Genomic DNA, 15,992 nt, shown 5'->3' on the forward strand with positions numbered 1-15,992 from the left:
GTGTTAACGGTGGCCTGTTATCGGGCGGTAACTCAGACCTCCTCGCCGATGTTGCCGATGTGGTCGCGCAGTACAGCCCGCCCATCGTCGAGTTGATAGGTGACGCCCACGATCGCCAGGCTGCCCCCTGCGATTCGTTCTGAGATGGCCGATGAACGCGCCATGAGGATCGCCACCGTCTCGTGTACATGTCGTTGCTCGAACTCGTCGACACGACTCAGACCGTCACGGCGGCCGAGCAGGACCGACGGCGCAACCCTTTCCACGACGTCTCGCACGTAGCCGCCTGGCAGGGTGCCGTCGTTGATCGCGGCCAAAGCGGCGTTCACGGCGCCGCAGCTGTCGTGGCCGAGGACGACGATGAGCGGCACATTGAGCACGGTCACCGCGTACTCTATGGAGCCCAGCACGGCCGAGTCGATGACATGCCCGGCGGTGCGGACCACGAACATGTCGCCCAGGCCTTGGTCGAAGATGATCTCAGCGGCCACTCGGCTGTCCGCGCAGCCGAAGATCACCGCCGTGGGCTTCTGCCCGGCGGCCAAGCCGGCTCGGTGGTCGACGCTCTGACTGGGATGCTGGGGCCGGCCGGCGACGAATCGCTCGTTACCCTCTTTGAGTGCTTTCCACGCGGCTACCGGATTGGTGTTGGGCATGCCTCACATACTGCCGGAACCGTCGGTGACCGGCCCGCGACACATATCAGATACCAATCTTCTCGCTTGGTATCAGCGATCGCACCGGGATCTGCCCTGGCGAGAGCCCGGTGTCAGCCCGTGGCAGATCCTGGTCAGCGAGTTCATGCTGCAGCAGACGCCGGTCGCCCGGGTGCTGGCGATCTGGCCGGACTGGGTGCGGCGGTGGCCCACGCCGTCGGCCACCGCCACGGCCAGCACCGCCGATGTGTTACGCGCCTGGGGCAAGCTGGGCTATCCCAGGCGAGCCAAGCGCTTACACGAGTGCGCCACCGTCATCGCCCGCGACCACAATGACGTGGTGCCCGACGATATCGAGATCCTGGTCACCCTGCCGGGCGTCGGGAGCTACACCGCGCGCGCGGTGGCGTGTTTCGCTTACCGCCAGCGGGTGCCGGTGGTGGACACCAATGTGCGGCGCGTGGTGGCCCGCGCCGTTCACGGCCGCGCCGACGCCGGTGCGCCGTCGGTGCCGCGCGACCACGCCGACGTCTTGGCGCTGTTGCCGCACCGCGAGACGGCGCCTGAATTTTCGGTCGCGCTGATGGAGTTGGGTGCGACGGTGTGCACCGCCCGCACACCCCGGTGCGGGTTATGCCCGCTGGACTGGTGCGCATGGCGGCATGCCGGTTATCCGCCGTCGGACGGTCCGCCGCGCCGGGGGCAGGCCTACACCGGAACCGACCGCCAGGTCCGCGGGCGCTTGCTGGATGTGTTGCGCACCAAGGATTTCCCCGCGACCCAAGCCGAGTTGGACGTGGCCTGGCTGACGGACACCCAACAGCGTGACCGGGCGCTGGAGTCGCTGCTGGCCGACGGCCTGGTGACCCGGACCGCCGATGGCCGGTTCGCCCTGGCGGGCGAGGGGTTTTAGCGGTCGGCCGCCGCCGGCGTAGCGCTGTCCCAGCCGAGTCATGCCGTTTTTGCCGCAAAGAAGGACTCAACTGCCTGGCGGTATACCTCCGGCGCCTCGTCGTGCACCAGGTGTCCGGCCTCAGCTACACGTAAATATGTTGTCGGATAATCTCTTTCAGCCATCGCGCGCATCTGGCCCGGGGGAGTTACCCCATCGCCGGCCTCGATGAGCAGCGCCGGCGACCGTACGGCCCGCCACTGCGCCCAGTAGTCGCGGGTGCCCCATTCGGCGGCGATCTCGATCCATCGTGCGGTGCGCCCGTGTAGCCGCCACCCGGTGGCCGTGCGGTCGAATGCGTCCAGGAAGTACCGGCCGGCGACGGGCCCGAACTCGGCGAATACCTGTTCGGCAGAGTCGAATTCGACCGGAAGGGCGCGCAGCCACGGCTCCCATGGGCCGGTGGTCCTACCACGGAAGTCCGGCGCCATGTCCTCGACCACCAGCGCCGAAACCAGTTCCGGGCGCTCGGCAGCCAGACACCACGAATGCAAGGCTCCCATCGAATGTCCGACCATCCTGGTCGGCGCGCCCAGCGCCGAAACCGCGTCGCCCAGATCGGCCACGAAGCGTTCGGTGCTGATCGGGTGTGGATCGGCGACGTCACGCCCACGGTGCCAGGGCGCGTCGTAGGTGTACACGGCGCCTAACGGCGTCAGCCACGGAAGCTGACGGGCCCAGGTGGAACCCCTACCCATCAAGCCGTGCACCAGGACCAACGGCTCGCCCCGTCCGCCGCGATGGGTTAACAGATTCGCTGGCATGCGGGGCACGGTAGCCTAGCGGCATGCCAGTGGTGAAGATCAACGCAATCGAGGTGCCCGCCGGCGCTGGCCCCGAGCTGGAGAAGCGGTTCGCTCACCGCGCGCACGCGGTCGAGAACTCCCCGGGTTTCCTCGGCTTTCAGCTGTTACGTCCGGTCAAGGGTGAAGAACGCTACTTCGTGGTGACACACTGGGAGTCCGATGAAGCATTCCAGGCGTGGGCAAACGGGCCCGCCATCGCAGCCCATGCCGGACACCGGGCCAACCCCGTGGCGACCGGTGCTTCGCTGCTGGAATTCGAGGTCGTGCTTGACGTCGGTGGGACCGGCAAGACTGCATAACCGGCGCGCGGGGCGCCGGATGCTGGCGTTAAGCGCCGCGGCGGCATTGATTGTGGCGCTGGCGTCGGGTTGCTCCTCAGCTCCGACGCCGTCCGCGAACGCGGCAAATCACGGGCACCGGATCGACACCAGAACTCCGCCTGGTCTGCGGGCGCAACAGACCATGGACATGCTCAACTCGGACTGGCCGATCGGCGAGATCGGCGTTGGCACTCTCGCCGCGCCCGGGCAGGTCGACACGGTCAAGACCACCATGGAAGCGCTCTGGTGGGATCGCCCGTTCGCGCTGGCCGGCGTCGATATCGGCGCCAGTGTGGCCGCGTTGCATCTCATCTCCTCTTACGGCGCGCAACAAGACATCCGCATTCATACCGACGACGACGGCTGGGTTGACCGATTCGACGTCGAAACTCAGGCGCCGTCGATCACGTCGTGGCGCGACGTAGACGCCGTGCTGAGCAAGACCGGCGCCCGCTACTCGTATCAGGTCGCCAAGGTGGACCATGGTCGCTGCGACCCGGTGGCGGGCACCAATACCAGCGAGTCTCTGCCGCTGGCATCGATCTTCAAGTTGTACGTGTTACATGCGCTGGCCGGTGCGGTCCAGCACAACACGGTGTCCTGGGATGATCTGCTGACGGTCACCGCCAAGAGCAAAGCCGTGGGCTCCTCGGGCCTGGAACTGCCTGTGGGGGCACGTGTTTCGATTCGCACAGCCGCCGAGAAGATGATCGCCAACAGTGACAACATGGCCACCGACTTACTGATCGAAAGGCTGGGCACCCGCGCCATCGAGGAAGCGCTGGCCAGCGCCGGCCATCACGATCCGGCCAGCATGACCCCCTTCCCCACGATGTACGAGCTGTTCTCCGTCGGCTGGGGCAAGCCAGATCTGCGTGACCAGTGGAAGCATGCGACCCAACAGGTCCGTGCCCAGATACTGCGGCAAACCAATTCCACGCCCTACCAACCCGACCCAACGCGCGCTCACACTCCGGCGTCAAACTACGGTGCGGAATGGTACGGCAGCGCCGAAGATATCTGCCGTGTGCACGCGGCACTGCGAGCCGACGCGGTCGGCCCGGCCTCGCCCGTCCGACAGATCATGTCCGCCGTCCCGGGTATCCAGCTGGACCGCAGCGTGTGGCCCTATATCGGCGCGAAAGCAGGTGGCCTGCCAGGCGATCTGACGTTCAGCTGGTACGCCGTCGACAAGACCGGCCAACCATGGGTGGTGAGCTTTCAGCTGAACTGGCCCCGCGATCACGGACCGACGGTGACCGGCTGGATGCTGCAGGTCGCCAGGCAAGTCTTTGCGTTGATAGCGCCACAATAGATCGCTACAGCCCAGGCATCCGGAGGTATCCGCGGCTCGCTTCCGTAACGACCGGCCGGTCGTGCTCGACGTGAACAACGAGACACTTCCCGCGCCGGTGCGTTCGACGGCCGATTCGCTCCGGCTCACCGATAGGAGGCGCCACCGTGGGATGGATCGGCGATCCGGTTTGGCTCGAGGAGGTGCTACGGCCGGCACTCGGCGAGCGCCTGCGGGTGCTCGACGGCTGGCGGGAACGCGGACACGGCGACTTTCGCGATATCCGCGGTGTGATGTGGCACCACACCGGCAACTCACGTGAGACCGCCAAAAGCATTGCCCGCGGCCGGCCCGACTTACCCGGCCCGCTGGCCAATCTGCACATCGCGCACAGCGGGGTCGTAACGATCGTCGCGGTAGGCGTGTGCTGGCACGCCGGCCGCGGCAGCTACCCGTGGCTGCCAACCGACAACGCCAACTGGCACATGATTGGCGTCGAGTGCGCGTGGCCGACCATCCGGCGTGACGGCTCCTACGACGCCGGTGAGCGCTGGCCTGACGCGCAGATCGTGAGCATGCGAGACGTCGCCGCGGCGCTCACGCTCAAGCTCGGCTACGGGCCCGAACGCAATATTGGGCACAAAGAGTATGCCGGGGCGGCTCAAGGCAAATGGGACCCGGGAAACCTGTCGATGGACTGGTTTCGCGCCGAGGTGGCAAAGGACATGCGGGGCGAGTTCGACCACCCCCTCACCCCGCCGCCGGCGGTGATTGCCCGCCCACCGATTCTGCCCAAGCCGCGCAACCCGCGTGACGATCGCATCCTGCTCGAGGAGGTGTGGGACCAGCTACGCGGCATCGAGGGCCGCGGCTGGCCGGTACTCGGCGACAAGACGATCGTCGACTACCTAGCCGAGCTCGGCAACAAGGTCGACGCCCTGGCCGCAAAACTCGACGCGCGCGAGGGCCTCGACCGGCCCAGTGACACTCGGTAGCTGCTCCAGCAGGCGGCGGGGTGCTGACGGACCCGCTGCAACGATGTCAACCGGGCTGGCCCGGCTGGCCGGGCTGGCCGGGTGCACCTTCAGGGCCGAACTGGCCGAGGTTGCCGTCGCCGCCACGGCCCGCAGGCCCAACGCCCGGGGAGCCGGCCACACCGGGCTCACCACCGCCCCCGCCATTACCCCCGCTACCGGCGGCACCGCCCAGCCCGGAGCTACCGGAGACGCCGAACAGGCCGCCCGCGCCGCCCGCGCCGCCCGCGCCGCCGTCTCCGCCGGCGCCGCCGTCACCGCCGATCCCGCCGTTACCCCCGTCACCAGCGTCACCCCCAACGCCTGGTTGCCCGGCGCCGCCCATTCCGCCCTGACCGCCGGTGCCGCCCCGGGCGCCGATGCCGCCTTCGCCCCCTGTGCCCCCGATGCCACCTGCGCCGCCGTCGCCGACCAGGAGCCCACCCCGACCGCCAGAGCCGCCGGCCCCGCCGGTCCCCCCGGTGCCGCCGGGCGCGCCGGGGCCACCGTTTCCGCCGGTCCCGCCGGTCCCGCCAACGGACAGGCCAGTACCGCCAGTGCCACCGGTGCCACCGGTTTGCCCGAACTCGGTGCCTGGCTGGCCGGGGCCGCCCGGTTCACCGTTGTTACCCATGCTGCCCTGGCCCGCCGGGACGGTCAGGGGGTTGACCCCGGCGGCACCCGCCGCGCCGGCCGCGCCGAGCCCCCCGGCCCCACCGTTGCCGAATAGCCACGCGTTGCCGCCGGCACCACCGGCGCCGCCGTTGCCGCCGGGGATAGTCGCCGCCCCGCCGTTGCCGCCCGCGCCGCCGTTGCCGTACAGCAGCCCGCCTTGTCCGCCGGACCCGCCGGCCGCACCGGCTCCGCCGGCACCACCGGATCCGCCGTTGCCGATCAACCCGGCCGCCCCGCCGCTGCCGCCGGCAATCCCCGCGTTCACCCCGGCCGCGCCATTACCGCCATTGCCATACAGCAGCCCGCCCGCCCCGCCGTTTTGCCCGGGCGCCGTCCCGTCGGCACCATCACCGATCAACGGACGTCCCAACAGTGCCTGGGTGGGCGCATTGATCGCGTTCAGCAAACTCTGCTGAACGTTGGCGGCCTCGGCGTTGGCATACGCCCCCGCACCCGCACTCAAGGTCTGCACGAACTGGGCATGAAACGTCGCCGCCTGCGCGCTGATCGTCTGATACGCCTGGGCGTGCGCGCCGAAGAGCGCCGCAATCGCCGCCGATACGTCATCTGCGCCCGCGGCCAGCACGCCGGTGGTCGGGATGCTGGCAGCCGCGTTAGCCGCGCTGATCGTCGAACCGAGATTGGCCAAATCCGTGGCCGCCGCCGACAGGAACTCCGGAACGGCAATCACAAACGACATTGGCCACCTCCGAACAGCTTCCGGACAAACCGACGTCAGCAGAGTCTATTGTCACAGCGGATCGGCGGTCGCGGTTTTCGCCTAATACGGCCGATGGACCTAGACCGCTACCGCGCGGCCGGCTCCGGGCCGCCCGCGCTGTGCGCTCCAGCCTTGGCCAGATCCGGCTCGGCCGGAGGCTTGCGGGTACCGGTGAAGGTGAACACCGCGTCCTCGCCGGGACCTTCACCGTCCCAGTTGTCCACGTCGACGGTGACCACCTGACCCGGCCCGACCTCCTCGAAGAGGATCTTCTCCGAGAGCTGATCTTCGATCTCACGCTGGATGGTGCGCCGCAACGGGCGGGCCCCCAACACCGGGTCGAAGCCACGCTTGGCCAGCAGCGCCTTGGCTGCATCGGTCAGCACCAGCGCCATGTCCTTGCTCTTGAGCTGGCCGGCGACCCGGCTGATCATCAGGTCGACCATCCGGATGATCTCCTCGCGGGTCAGCTGGTGGAAGACGATGATGTCGTCGATGCGGTTGAGGAACTCCGGGCGGAAGTGTTTCTTCAGCTCGTCGTTGACCTTCTGTTTCATCCGCTCGTAGTCGTTCTCACCGCCGCCCTTGGAAAAGCCCAGACCGACCGGCTTGGAGATGTCGGAGGTGCCCAGATTGGACGTAAAGATCAGCACGGTGTTCTTGAAGTCCACCGTACGGCCCTGCCCGTCGGTGAGCCGGCCATCCTCAAGCACCTGCAGCAGGCTGTTGTAGATCTCCTGATGCGCCTTCTCGATCTCGTCGAACAGCACCACCGAAAACGGCTTGCGGCGCACCTTCTCGGTGAGCTGGCCGCCCTCCTCGTAGCCGACGTATCCGGGCGGCGCGCCGAATAGCCGCGACGCGGTGAACCGGTCGTGGAATTCACCCATGTCAATCTGAATGAGCGCGTCGTCGTCACCGAACAAGAAGTTGGCCAGCGCCTTGGACAGTTCGGTCTTACCGACACCGGACGGACCGGCGAAGATAAACGAGCCCGACGGGCGCTTGGGGTCTTTCAGCCCAGCCCGAGTACGCCGGATGGCCTTGGAAACGGCCTTGACGGCGTCCTCTTGCCCGATGATCCGCTTGTGCAGCTCTTCTTCCATCCGCAACAGCCGGGTGGTCTCGGCCTCGGTGAGCTTGAACACCGGGATACCGGTCCAGTTGCCCAGCACCTCGGCGATCTGCTCGTCGTCGACCTCGGCGACCACGTCAAGATCGCCTGAACGCCACTGCTTTTCGCGCTCAGCACGCTGTGCGACCAATGTCTTCTCCCGGTCACGCAGGCTGGCGGCCTTCTCGAAGTCCTGGGCGTCGATAGCCGATTCCTTCTCCCGACGAGCCTCGGCGATCTTCTCATCGAACTCGCGTAGGTCCGGCGGCGCGGTCATGCGACGAATCCGCATCCGAGCACCCGCCTCGTCGATCAGATCGATCGCCTTGTCGGGCAGGAACCGGTCGTTGATGTAGCGGTCGGCCAGGGTCGCGGCGGCCACCATCGCCGCATCGGTGATCGACACCCGGTGGTGCGCCTCGTACCGGTCCCGCAGGCCCTTGAGGATCTCGATGGTGTGCTCCACCGTCGGCTCACCCACCTGCACCGGCTGGAATCGGCGCTCCAGCGCGGCATCCTTCTCGATGTACTTACGGTATTCGTCGAGCGTGGTGGCGCCGATCGTTTGCAGTTCACCGCGAGCGAGCTTCGGTTTCAGGATCGAGGCGGCGTCGATCGCGCCCTCGGCGGCGCCGGCCCCGACCAAGGTGTGCAGCTCGTCGATAAACAGGATGATGTCACCGCGGGTGTTGATCTCCTTGAGCACCTTCTTGAGGCGTTCCTCGAAGTCACCGCGGTAGCGGCTACCCGCCACCAGCGATCCCAGATCCAGCGTGTAGAGCTGCTTGTCCTTGAGCGTCTCGGGCACCTCGCCGTGCACGATGGCCTGCGCCAGTCCTTCGACGACCGCGGTCTTGCCCACACCGGGCTCGCCGATGAGCACCGGGTTGTTCTTGGTGCGCCGGGACAGCACCTGCATGACCCGCTCGATTTCCTTCTCGCGGCCGATGACCGGGTCCAGCTTGCCTTCCATTGCGGCCGCCGTGAGGTTGCGGCCGAACTGGTCGAGCACCAAGGACGTAGACGGGGAGCCGGACTCTCCCCCGCGGCCGCCGGTGCCGGCTTCGGCGGCCTCCTTGCCCTGGTAGCCCGACAGCAGCTGGATCACCTGCTGGCGCACCCGGGTCAGCTCGGCGCCCAGCTTGACCAGCACCTGGGCGGCCACGCCTTCACCCTCCCGGATGAGGCCCAGCAAAATGTGTTCGGTGCCGATGTAGTTGTGGCCGAGCTGCAGCGCCTCACGCAAGCTCAGCTCGAGGACCTTCTTGGCGCGGGGGGTAAACGGGATGTGCCCGGACGGCGCCTGCTGGCCCTGGCCGATGATCTCCTCGACCTGACTGCGCACACCCTCCAGCGAGATCCCCAGCGACTCCAGTGACTTGGCGGCGACGCCTTCCCCTTCATGGATCAGGCCTAAAAGAATGTGCTCGGTGCCGATGTAGTTGTGGTTGAGCATCCTGGCCTCTTCCTGCGCCAGGACGACGACCCTGCGGGCACGGTCGGTAAATCGTTCGAACATCGGTGGCTACCTGCTCTCCCTCACCATCGGATACAGCGGTCGACACCGCGTACCTGCCGTCCACTGTAATGGTCGGCCTGCCAGGGTTCCTAACCTTGCGGTGCCTGGTCGGTTCCGGGGCGCAGCGCCCCAAGTCGCCGTTGAACAGAACCGCATAGGAGATAAACGAGAAAAACCGCCCAAGCGTTTCCGGCGCCGAGCGGCCATCGGTTCGCCGCCAGCGAACGCGGCAAAGTACCGGCGCCCAGGCTTTCGCCTGGGCGCCGGTAGCCAAATGTCAGGTCGCCGCGTGGTATGCGTCGATGACGTCGGCCGGGATCCGGCCTCGCGTCGACACATTGTGCCCGTTACGACGAGCCCATTCGCGGATCGCCGCGCTCTGCTCGCGGTCGATCGCGCCACGTCCACGGCCGGATCCGGAACGGCCGCGCCGGCGCCCACCGACGCGACGGCCCGCCGCCACCCATTGCTTCAGGTCGCCACGCAGTTTCGTGGCATTCTTAGTGGAAAGGTCGATCTCATAGGTCACCCCGTCAAGCCCGAATTCGACCGTTTCGTCGGCGGCGCCCGAACCGTCGAAATCGTCGACCAAGGTGACGGTTACTTTCTTCGCCATTGGCTTACCCTCGCGTTTCTTCCTGTGCAGTACGGATAGACTCCCCGGTCACCAATCTGCCATAAGAACGCAGAATACTCAATCCAGACACAACACCCACAGTTCAGTTGGAGTGTGGTCGAACAATCGGGAACAAAACTGTCTCCCTAATTGACAACCCAGTCAAAGACATCAACAACCGATCGATACCCATTCCGGTTCCGGTGCACGGTGGCATGCCGTACTCCAGAGCGGCCAGAAAATCCTCGTCAAGCACCATCGCTTCGTCATCGCCAGCGGCCGCGGCACGGGCCTGGTCGGCGAATCTCTCCCGCTGGACTACCGGGTCGCTTAATTCCGAGTAGCCGGTGGCAAGTTCGATTCCGCGCAGATAGAGGTCCCACTTCTCGGTTACGCCGGGGATACTGCGGTGCTGACGGGTCAAAGGCGTTGTCTCCACCGGAAAATCCTTGACAAATGTGGGTGCGCTCAAGCTCTTGCCCACTGTGTGCTCCCAGAGTTCCTCGATGAGTTTGCCGTGGCCGAAGCCACGGTTGTCATGAATCGCTGGGTCTTTCTCCAGGCCAAGGCTATCGGCGATCCCACGTAAGCGATCGACCGTCGTCTGCGGTGTGATCTCTTCACCGAGCGCCGCAGACAGCGACGGGTACATTTGTATAGTCGCCCATTCTCCGTCGATGTCATAGACACTGCCGTCGGGCAACGGCAGTTGTCTGGTTCCGATCGCCTCATCGGCCACCTCTTGAATAAGCTCCCGGGTGACGACTGCCGAATCGTCATAGGTTCCGTAGGTCTGGTAGGTCTCCAGCATGGAGAATTCCGGGGAATGCGTGGAATCGGCTCCTTCGTTTCGGAACACTCGATTAAGTTCGAAGACCTTGTCGAAACCACCCACGATGCAGCGCTTGAGGAACAGTTCCGGCGCGATCCGCAGGTACAGATCGATGTCTAGGGCATTGGAATGAGTGGCGAACGGACGGGCCGCCGCACCACCGGCTAACGTCTGCAAGACGGGCGTCTCGACTTCCAGGAACCCACGACGTTGAAGCGCCGTCCGGATCGCGCGGACGACGGCGATCCGTAGTCGAGCCACCGCGCGCGCTTCCGGTCGAACGATGAGGTCAACATAGCGCTGACGAACCCGCGACTCTTCACTCATCTCTTTGTGCGCGACGGGAAGCGGCCGCAGCGACTTGGCGGCGATCCGCCAGCAGTCCGCCAGGACGGACAGCTCGCCGCGGCGCGAACTGATCACCGCGCCATGCACGTAGACGATGTCGCCCAGGTCGACATCGGCTTTCCATGCGTCGAGAGCAGCCTGGCCGACCTTGTCGAGGCTGATCATCACTTGCAGCTGGGTACCATCGCCGTCCTGAAGTGTCGCAAAGCATAGCTTTCCCGAGTTGCGCGCAAAGATCACTCGGCCCGCGACGCCGACGATGTCTTCGGTCGCGGTATCGATCGGCAAGTCAGGGTGGGCGGCGCGAACCTCGGCCAACGTGTGAGTGCGCGGCACCGCGACGGGATAGGGATCGCGCCCCTGGGCCAGCAAGCGAGCGCGCTTGTCCCGGCGAATCCGGAACTGCTCAGGAAGGTCTTCTGCTGTGTCAGCGGCACTCACGACGTGCCAGCTTAAATGACCTCACGCCGACGCTCGTGGGTGGCGTCGAGCCTGTCGGCGGCGGGCGACCCGGTACCCAGACTCGATGCCGGCATCGACGTCAGCGCGCCGTCTTGAGCCGGCCGCGCTGGACTTCGAGGTTACGCTCGAACACCAGCCGCAGACCCTGCAAGGTCAGGTGCTGGTCGTAATGGTCGACGGTGTGCAATTCCGGCAGCAGCAGGGGCGCGGTATGCCCGGTGGCCACGATCGCGACATCGTGGTCGACGGAGAAACCGGACACGTCCTCGCGGATGCGGCCTACCAACCCGTCTACCAGCCCGGCGAAGCCGAACACCGCACCGGCTTGCATGCATTCGACGGTGTTCTTGCCAACCACCGAACGTGGGCGGGCCAGTTCAACGCGGCGCAATGCCGCCGAGCGGGCCGCCGCGGCATCGGAAGACACCTGCACCCCGGGCGCGATGGCGCCGCCAAGAAATTCACCCTTGGCCGATACAACATCAACACAGATCGAGGATCCAAAGTCGACGACGATGGCCGCCTTCCGGAACCGGTCATAGGCGGCCAAACAGTTCACGATGCGGTCTGCGCCCACTTCCTTCGGGTTGTCGACGAGCAAAGGGATCCCGGTGCGTACTCCGGGCTCGATCAGCACGTGCGGCACCGACGGCCAGTACTGGTCGAGCATTATCCGCACCTCGTGCAGCACGGACGGGACCGTGGACAAGGCGGCGGTACCGGTGAGCCGCTCGGAATCCTCGCCGATCAGCCCGTCGATCGTCAGTGCCAGTTCGTCGGCGGTGACTTCGGATTCGGTGCGTATCCGCCACTGCTGCACGACCTTTGCGTGCTCTTTCATTCCGGACAGCAGGCCCACAACGGTGTGGGTGTTGCGGACGTCAATCGCCAGCAGCACGGCTATCCCACACCGAGCCGGGGGTCTAGCAGCTCGCCCGCGTTTTCGGGCACAAATGCCGGATCGTGGCCCGTGTCGATCGGTTTGTTGTAAGCGTCGACAAACACGATCCGCGGCTGGTATGTGCGGGCCCGGGCGTCGTCCATCGTCGCGTACGCAATCAGAATCACCAGATCCCCCGGATGCACCAAGTGCGCGGCGGCACCGTTGATGCCAATCACACCACTGCCGCGTTCGCCGGTGATCGCGTAGGTGACCAGTCGAGCACCGTTGTCGATATCGACGATGGTTACCTGTTCGCCTTCCAGCAGGTCGGCGGCGTCCATCAAGTCGGCATCGATGGTCACCGAGCCGACGTAGTGCAGGTCGGCGCAGGTCACCGTCGCGCGGTGGATCTTCGACTTCAGCATCGTCCGTAACATCAGTTTCTCCAATGTGATTCGAGGATTGCCCGGTATCCGTCCGGGCGGTCGGTGCCGGCGAAAGTTCCGATTTCAATCGCAATGTTGTCCAGCAGCCTGGTGGTGCCAAGCCGGGCAGCAACCAGCAGCCGACCGGAACCGTTGAGCGGCATCGGGCCAAGCCCGATATCGCGCAGCTCCAGGTAGTCGACCGCCACGCCGGGTGCAGCGTCGAGCACCGCACGGGCGGCATCCAGCGCGGCCTGCGCGCCGGCCGTTGCCGCATGCGCTGCGGCCGTTAGCGCCGCGCAGAGCGCGACGGCCGCCGCACGCTGGGCCGGGTCCAGGTAGCGGTTGCGCGACGACATCGCCAGCCCGTCGGCTTCGCGCACGGTCGGCACGCCGACCACCGCGACATCGAGGTTGAAGTCCGCGACCAGCTGCCGGATCAGCACCAGCTGCTGGTAGTCCTTCTCACCGAAGAACACCCGATCCGGGCGCACGATCTGCAGCAGCTTTAGCACGACCGTCAGCACGCCGGCGAAATGGGTTGGCCGCGGGCCGCCCTCGAGTTCGGCGGCCAACGGACCGGGTTGCACGGTGGTGCGCAGGCCGTCGGGATACATCGCCGCGGTAGTTGGCGTGAAAGCGATTTCCACGCCTTCGGCCCGCAGTTGCGCCAGGTCGTCGTCCGGGGTGCGGGGATAGGCGTCGAGATCTTCCCCGGCACCGAATTGCATCGGGTTGACGAAGATCGACACGACGACGACCGATCCGGGCACCCGCTTGGCCGCACGCACCAACGCGAGGTGGCCTTCGTGCAGCGCACCCATAGTAGGCACCAACATCACTCGCCGGCCGGTGAGTCGCAGTGCGCGACTGACATCGGCGACATCCCCCGGTGCCGAGTACACATTGAGTTCACCGGGATGGAACGCAGGAATCGTCATGCCGTCAAAACCTCGACGACATCCGCGGGGGCGTGTGCGCGCTGCGCGGTCCGCAGCGCGTTTATCCGGTATGCCTGGGCCAGCGCTGCGTCGACGTCCGCGAGGGCCGCCAGATGATCCGCGACCGCGGCCGCGTCACCACGGGCGACCGGCCCGGTGAGCGCGGCCTGTCCCCGCTGCAGCGTGTTCTCCAGCGCCGCTCTGGCCAGCGGCCCAACTATGCGTTCCGCAATCCCGCCCGGCTGGTCGTCGACGGTTTGTTGGCCGAGCAGTTCCCCCCCGCGCAGGGCGGCACGCAACGCCTCGAGAGCGTCGGCCAGCACCGTCACCACGTGGTTGCTCGCATGGGCCAGCGCAGCGTGGTAGACGATGCGGGCATCTTCGCGTACGCAGAACGGCTCCCCGCCCATCTCAAGAACCAGTGACTGTCCGATCGCGTACCCGACGTCGTTGGCCGCGGTGATCCCGAAGCAGGTATCCGGCAGCCGGCCGATGTCCTCGTCGGAGCCGGTGAACGTCATCGCCGGGTGAATCGCCAGTGGTATGCAGCCCTGTTGGGCTAGCGGCGCCAGAATGGCGATCCCGTTAGCACCGGAGGTATGCGCCACAATCGTTTGTGGCCGCACCGCCGAGGTGGCGGCCAAACCGGACACCAAGCCGGCGAGTTCGCTGTCGGTGACGGCCAATAGCAGCAGCTCAGCGCTGGCCGCGACGTCCGGCGGTGGCAGCACCGGGGTATCAGGCAGCCGGCGCTGCGCGCGCCGCCGGGACGCATGAGAGATGGCGCTGCACGCCACCACAACATGGTCGGCGCGCTGCAGCGCGACCCCTAGCGCGGTGCCGACCCGGCCAGCCGAGATGATCCCCACCTTGAGCCTGGCCGGACGCAAACCGTCGAACCGCTCCATAGCAGACGGCCTCACAGGTTTCTTGGTTCGTTCCAGTCCCATGCCCGGGTACCGGACGGTCACCAAGACTGTAGTCGATTTGCACGTCAAGACCCACCCGGGGCACTGCTGATTTGGTCACTACACCAACAGTGTCGGTTGCCGGCGGCAATCGGGCGGGTACACCCTGGCACAAGCGGCGCCGCTATTCACCGCGGCGGCGACGCCGGCCGCCTCCGGTCGACTCGACCTGAAGCCTCGCCATAAGGTCGGCGACCGACTGGCCGCCGGTTAGCGGGTCCCGCGCATGCAAACCACCGGAGTCATCCGGCGGCGCGTCCGCGGTGCGGTGCCGGGGTGTGGGCTCAGCAGGCGGCGGCGGGGCCATTGGAGGTGACGGCGGACGCTCACCCGTCCCGGCACCGGAGCCGCCGTTGTCATGGTCGCGGTGCTCCGCCGAATGACGCGACCGGCGACCGGATTCACCGTATTGTGCCGCGAGCTCGACGTAGGCGGGCGGATTGTAGGCCTGGTCTGCTGGGCTGGCATGCCGGGCGCGGCGCCGGCGCCCCGGCGGCGGGGCCGCCGGCGTGGTTTCGGGTTCGACGGATGCCCACTGGCTGCCAGGTGTTCCGGCAGGCAGCCACTGCCCGTGGCTGGTGACCGGCTGCCAGACTGGTGGCTCCTGTTGCGGCGGGAGCGGCGGGGGCCGGTGGCGCGGCTCGAATAACGGCTCAGGTTGCGGCGGTGGCGGAGCCTCATAATGCCGCGGTCCTCCGCTCACCGGTGGTACCCCCACCTCCGGCACATCGATGATCGAGGCCTCGTCGGTGCGGCTGGCGCCATCACCCCCGCGGACCGCCATAACCCGATCGCTGGATACCCAGTCCGCGGGAGGGCTCTCGCCATCGAGGGCACGCGCGGCCCTGGCCTCTTTCTCCACGGTCCCCAGCGCCGGACGGTGCTCGAGGTCGGCGTCGAACAAAATCTCCAGGCTGGTTCGCAGCGCGGCCAGTTCGGCCCGCAGGGCTGCTACCTCGTCGGCGGCCTGAGCGCGCAACTCCGAGGCCAGCTCGCGGCGCAGCTGAGATTCCAGGGTCAGCTCGTACTCCCGGCGCGCCGAAATCTCGCGATCCAACTGAAGGTCATAGACCAGCTTCAGGTCACGCACCCGGGCCTGATCCACGTCGCTTTGCCGGCGGTAAAGCACCGACACAAACGCACCCGCGACCGCCGCCCACAGCGCCAGCAGAACAGCGAGCTTGAGAAGTTCCACGCGATCGGTGAAAACCAATGCGGAACTGGCCCCAATCGCCAGGACCAGCAACGCCGTCAAAAGCACCCAACCCGGCCTGCGGCCGCCGCGCCGGACCCGGGCGCCGCGGGACAGAACGGTCATGGCCTGACTGTACCCGGGCGAGGTCAATCCGCGTGTCGCGCCGGTCCGGCGATTCCCGCATGGCTTAGCCGGGTAGGCAGTTCGGCCAAATTCGCCGCGTAGACAACCCCGCATTCCGGGTCGGCCGCC

General features: G+C 66.8%; 15 protein-coding genes. 4 read left to right on the forward strand and 11 right to left on the reverse strand.

Features of this window, described 5'->3' with window-relative positions; all coding sequences use genetic code 11:
• Window positions 1–32 precede the first annotated feature (32 nt).
• Window positions 33–656: a beta-carbonic anhydrase CanB gene (gene canB, locus MCAN_RS18905; RefSeq protein WP_003419492.1), complete on the reverse strand. Its 624-nt coding sequence runs from the start codon at window positions 654–656 to the stop codon at window positions 33–35.
• Between canB and MCAN_RS18910 the strand changes: the two genes are divergently transcribed.
• Window positions 655–1,569, forward strand: a complete 915-nt coding sequence (locus MCAN_RS18910; protein ID WP_014001821.1) for an HhH-GPD family protein — start codon at window positions 655–657, stop codon at window positions 1,567–1,569. The two genes, canB and MCAN_RS18910, sit on opposite strands and share 2 nt — an antisense overlap.
• 38 nt (window positions 1,570–1,607) lie before the next feature.
• Here MCAN_RS18910 and MCAN_RS18915 read toward each other — a convergent pair whose 3' ends face one another.
• Window positions 1,608–2,381 (reverse strand): alpha/beta fold hydrolase, encoded by a 774-nt coding sequence (locus tag MCAN_RS18915; RefSeq protein ID WP_014001822.1) that lies wholly within the window; start codon window positions 2,379–2,381, stop codon window positions 1,608–1,610.
• A gap of 14 nt (window positions 2,382–2,395) precedes the next feature.
• Here MCAN_RS18915 and mhuD point away from each other — a divergent pair, with 14 nt between their 5' ends.
• The 3 genes from mhuD to MCAN_RS18930 all read left to right on the forward strand — a co-directional run bounded on the left by mhuD (window position 2,396) and on the right by MCAN_RS18930 (window position 5,023).
• Window positions 2,396–2,713, forward strand: coding sequence for a mycobilin-forming heme oxygenase MhuD (gene mhuD / locus MCAN_RS18920; protein ID WP_003419501.1), 318 nt, complete (start codon window positions 2,396–2,398; stop codon window positions 2,711–2,713).
• Window positions 2,691–4,049 carry a serine hydrolase gene (locus tag MCAN_RS18925; protein WP_014001823.1) on the forward strand — a complete coding sequence of 453 codons (1,359 nt, stop codon included), beginning with the start codon at window positions 2,691–2,693 and terminating at the stop codon, window positions 4,047–4,049. The genes mhuD and MCAN_RS18925 overlap by 23 nt, the downstream gene beginning before the upstream one ends.
• 146 nt (window positions 4,050–4,195) lie before the next feature.
• Window positions 4,196–5,023: a peptidoglycan recognition protein family protein gene (locus tag MCAN_RS18930; RefSeq protein WP_014001824.1), complete on the forward strand. Its 828-nt coding sequence runs from the start codon at window positions 4,196–4,198 to the stop codon at window positions 5,021–5,023.
• Between the two features lie 46 nt (window positions 5,024–5,069).
• Here the strand turns inward: MCAN_RS18930 and MCAN_RS18935 are convergent, their stop codons facing one another.
• The 9 genes from MCAN_RS18935 to MCAN_RS18980 all read right to left on the reverse strand — a co-directional run bounded on the left by MCAN_RS18935 (window position 5,070) and on the right by MCAN_RS18980 (window position 15,863).
• Window positions 5,070–6,416 carry a PE family protein gene (locus MCAN_RS18935; RefSeq protein ID WP_003419510.1) on the reverse strand — a complete coding sequence of 449 codons (1,347 nt, stop codon included), beginning with the start codon at window positions 6,414–6,416 and terminating at the stop codon, window positions 5,070–5,072.
• A gap of 107 nt (window positions 6,417–6,523) precedes the next feature.
• Window positions 6,524–9,070 carry an ATP-dependent protease ATP-binding subunit ClpC gene (gene clpC1, locus MCAN_RS18940; protein WP_003419511.1) on the reverse strand — a complete coding sequence of 849 codons (2,547 nt, stop codon included), beginning with the start codon at window positions 9,068–9,070 and terminating at the stop codon, window positions 6,524–6,526.
• Between the two features lie 277 nt (window positions 9,071–9,347).
• The gene (lsr2, locus tag MCAN_RS18945; protein ID WP_003419513.1) at window positions 9,348–9,686 is read right to left on the reverse strand and encodes a histone-like nucleoid-structuring protein Lsr2; all 339 of its coding nucleotides are present in this window, start codon (window positions 9,684–9,686) and stop codon (window positions 9,348–9,350) included.
• A gap of 103 nt (window positions 9,687–9,789) precedes the next feature.
• Complete coding sequence (gene lysS, locus MCAN_RS18950) at window positions 9,790–11,307, reverse strand: lysine--tRNA ligase (RefSeq protein WP_014001825.1); 1,518 nt, start codon at window positions 11,305–11,307, stop codon at window positions 9,790–9,792.
• Window positions 11,308–11,407: 100 nt separating this feature from the next.
• Window positions 11,408–12,226, reverse strand: a complete 819-nt coding sequence (locus MCAN_RS18960; RefSeq protein WP_003419517.1) for a type III pantothenate kinase — start codon at window positions 12,224–12,226, stop codon at window positions 11,408–11,410.
• A gap of 2 nt (window positions 12,227–12,228) precedes the next feature.
• A complete protein-coding gene (gene panD, locus MCAN_RS18965; RefSeq protein WP_014001826.1) occupies window positions 12,229–12,648 on the reverse strand; it encodes an aspartate 1-decarboxylase in 420 nt (139 codons plus the stop codon).
• A complete protein-coding gene (gene panC / locus MCAN_RS18970) occupies window positions 12,648–13,577 on the reverse strand; it encodes a pantoate--beta-alanine ligase (RefSeq protein ID WP_014001827.1) in 930 nt (309 codons plus the stop codon). Before panC ends, panD begins: the two co-directional genes overlap by 1 nt.
• Window positions 13,574–14,485, reverse strand: coding sequence for a Rossmann-like and DUF2520 domain-containing protein (locus MCAN_RS18975; RefSeq protein WP_014001828.1), 912 nt, complete (start codon window positions 14,483–14,485; stop codon window positions 13,574–13,576). The genes panC and MCAN_RS18975 overlap by 4 nt, the downstream gene beginning before the upstream one ends.
• Before the next feature lie 184 nt (window positions 14,486–14,669).
• Window positions 14,670–15,863 (reverse strand): DUF6779 domain-containing protein, encoded by a 1,194-nt coding sequence (locus tag MCAN_RS18980; protein ID WP_014001829.1) that lies wholly within the window; start codon window positions 15,861–15,863, stop codon window positions 14,670–14,672.
• Between the last annotated feature and the right edge of the window lie 129 nt (window positions 15,864–15,992).

This window comes from Mycobacterium canetti CIPT 140010059, from assembly GCF_000253375.1.
Taxonomy (GTDB): domain Bacteria; phylum Actinomycetota; class Actinomycetes; order Mycobacteriales; family Mycobacteriaceae; genus Mycobacterium; species Mycobacterium tuberculosis.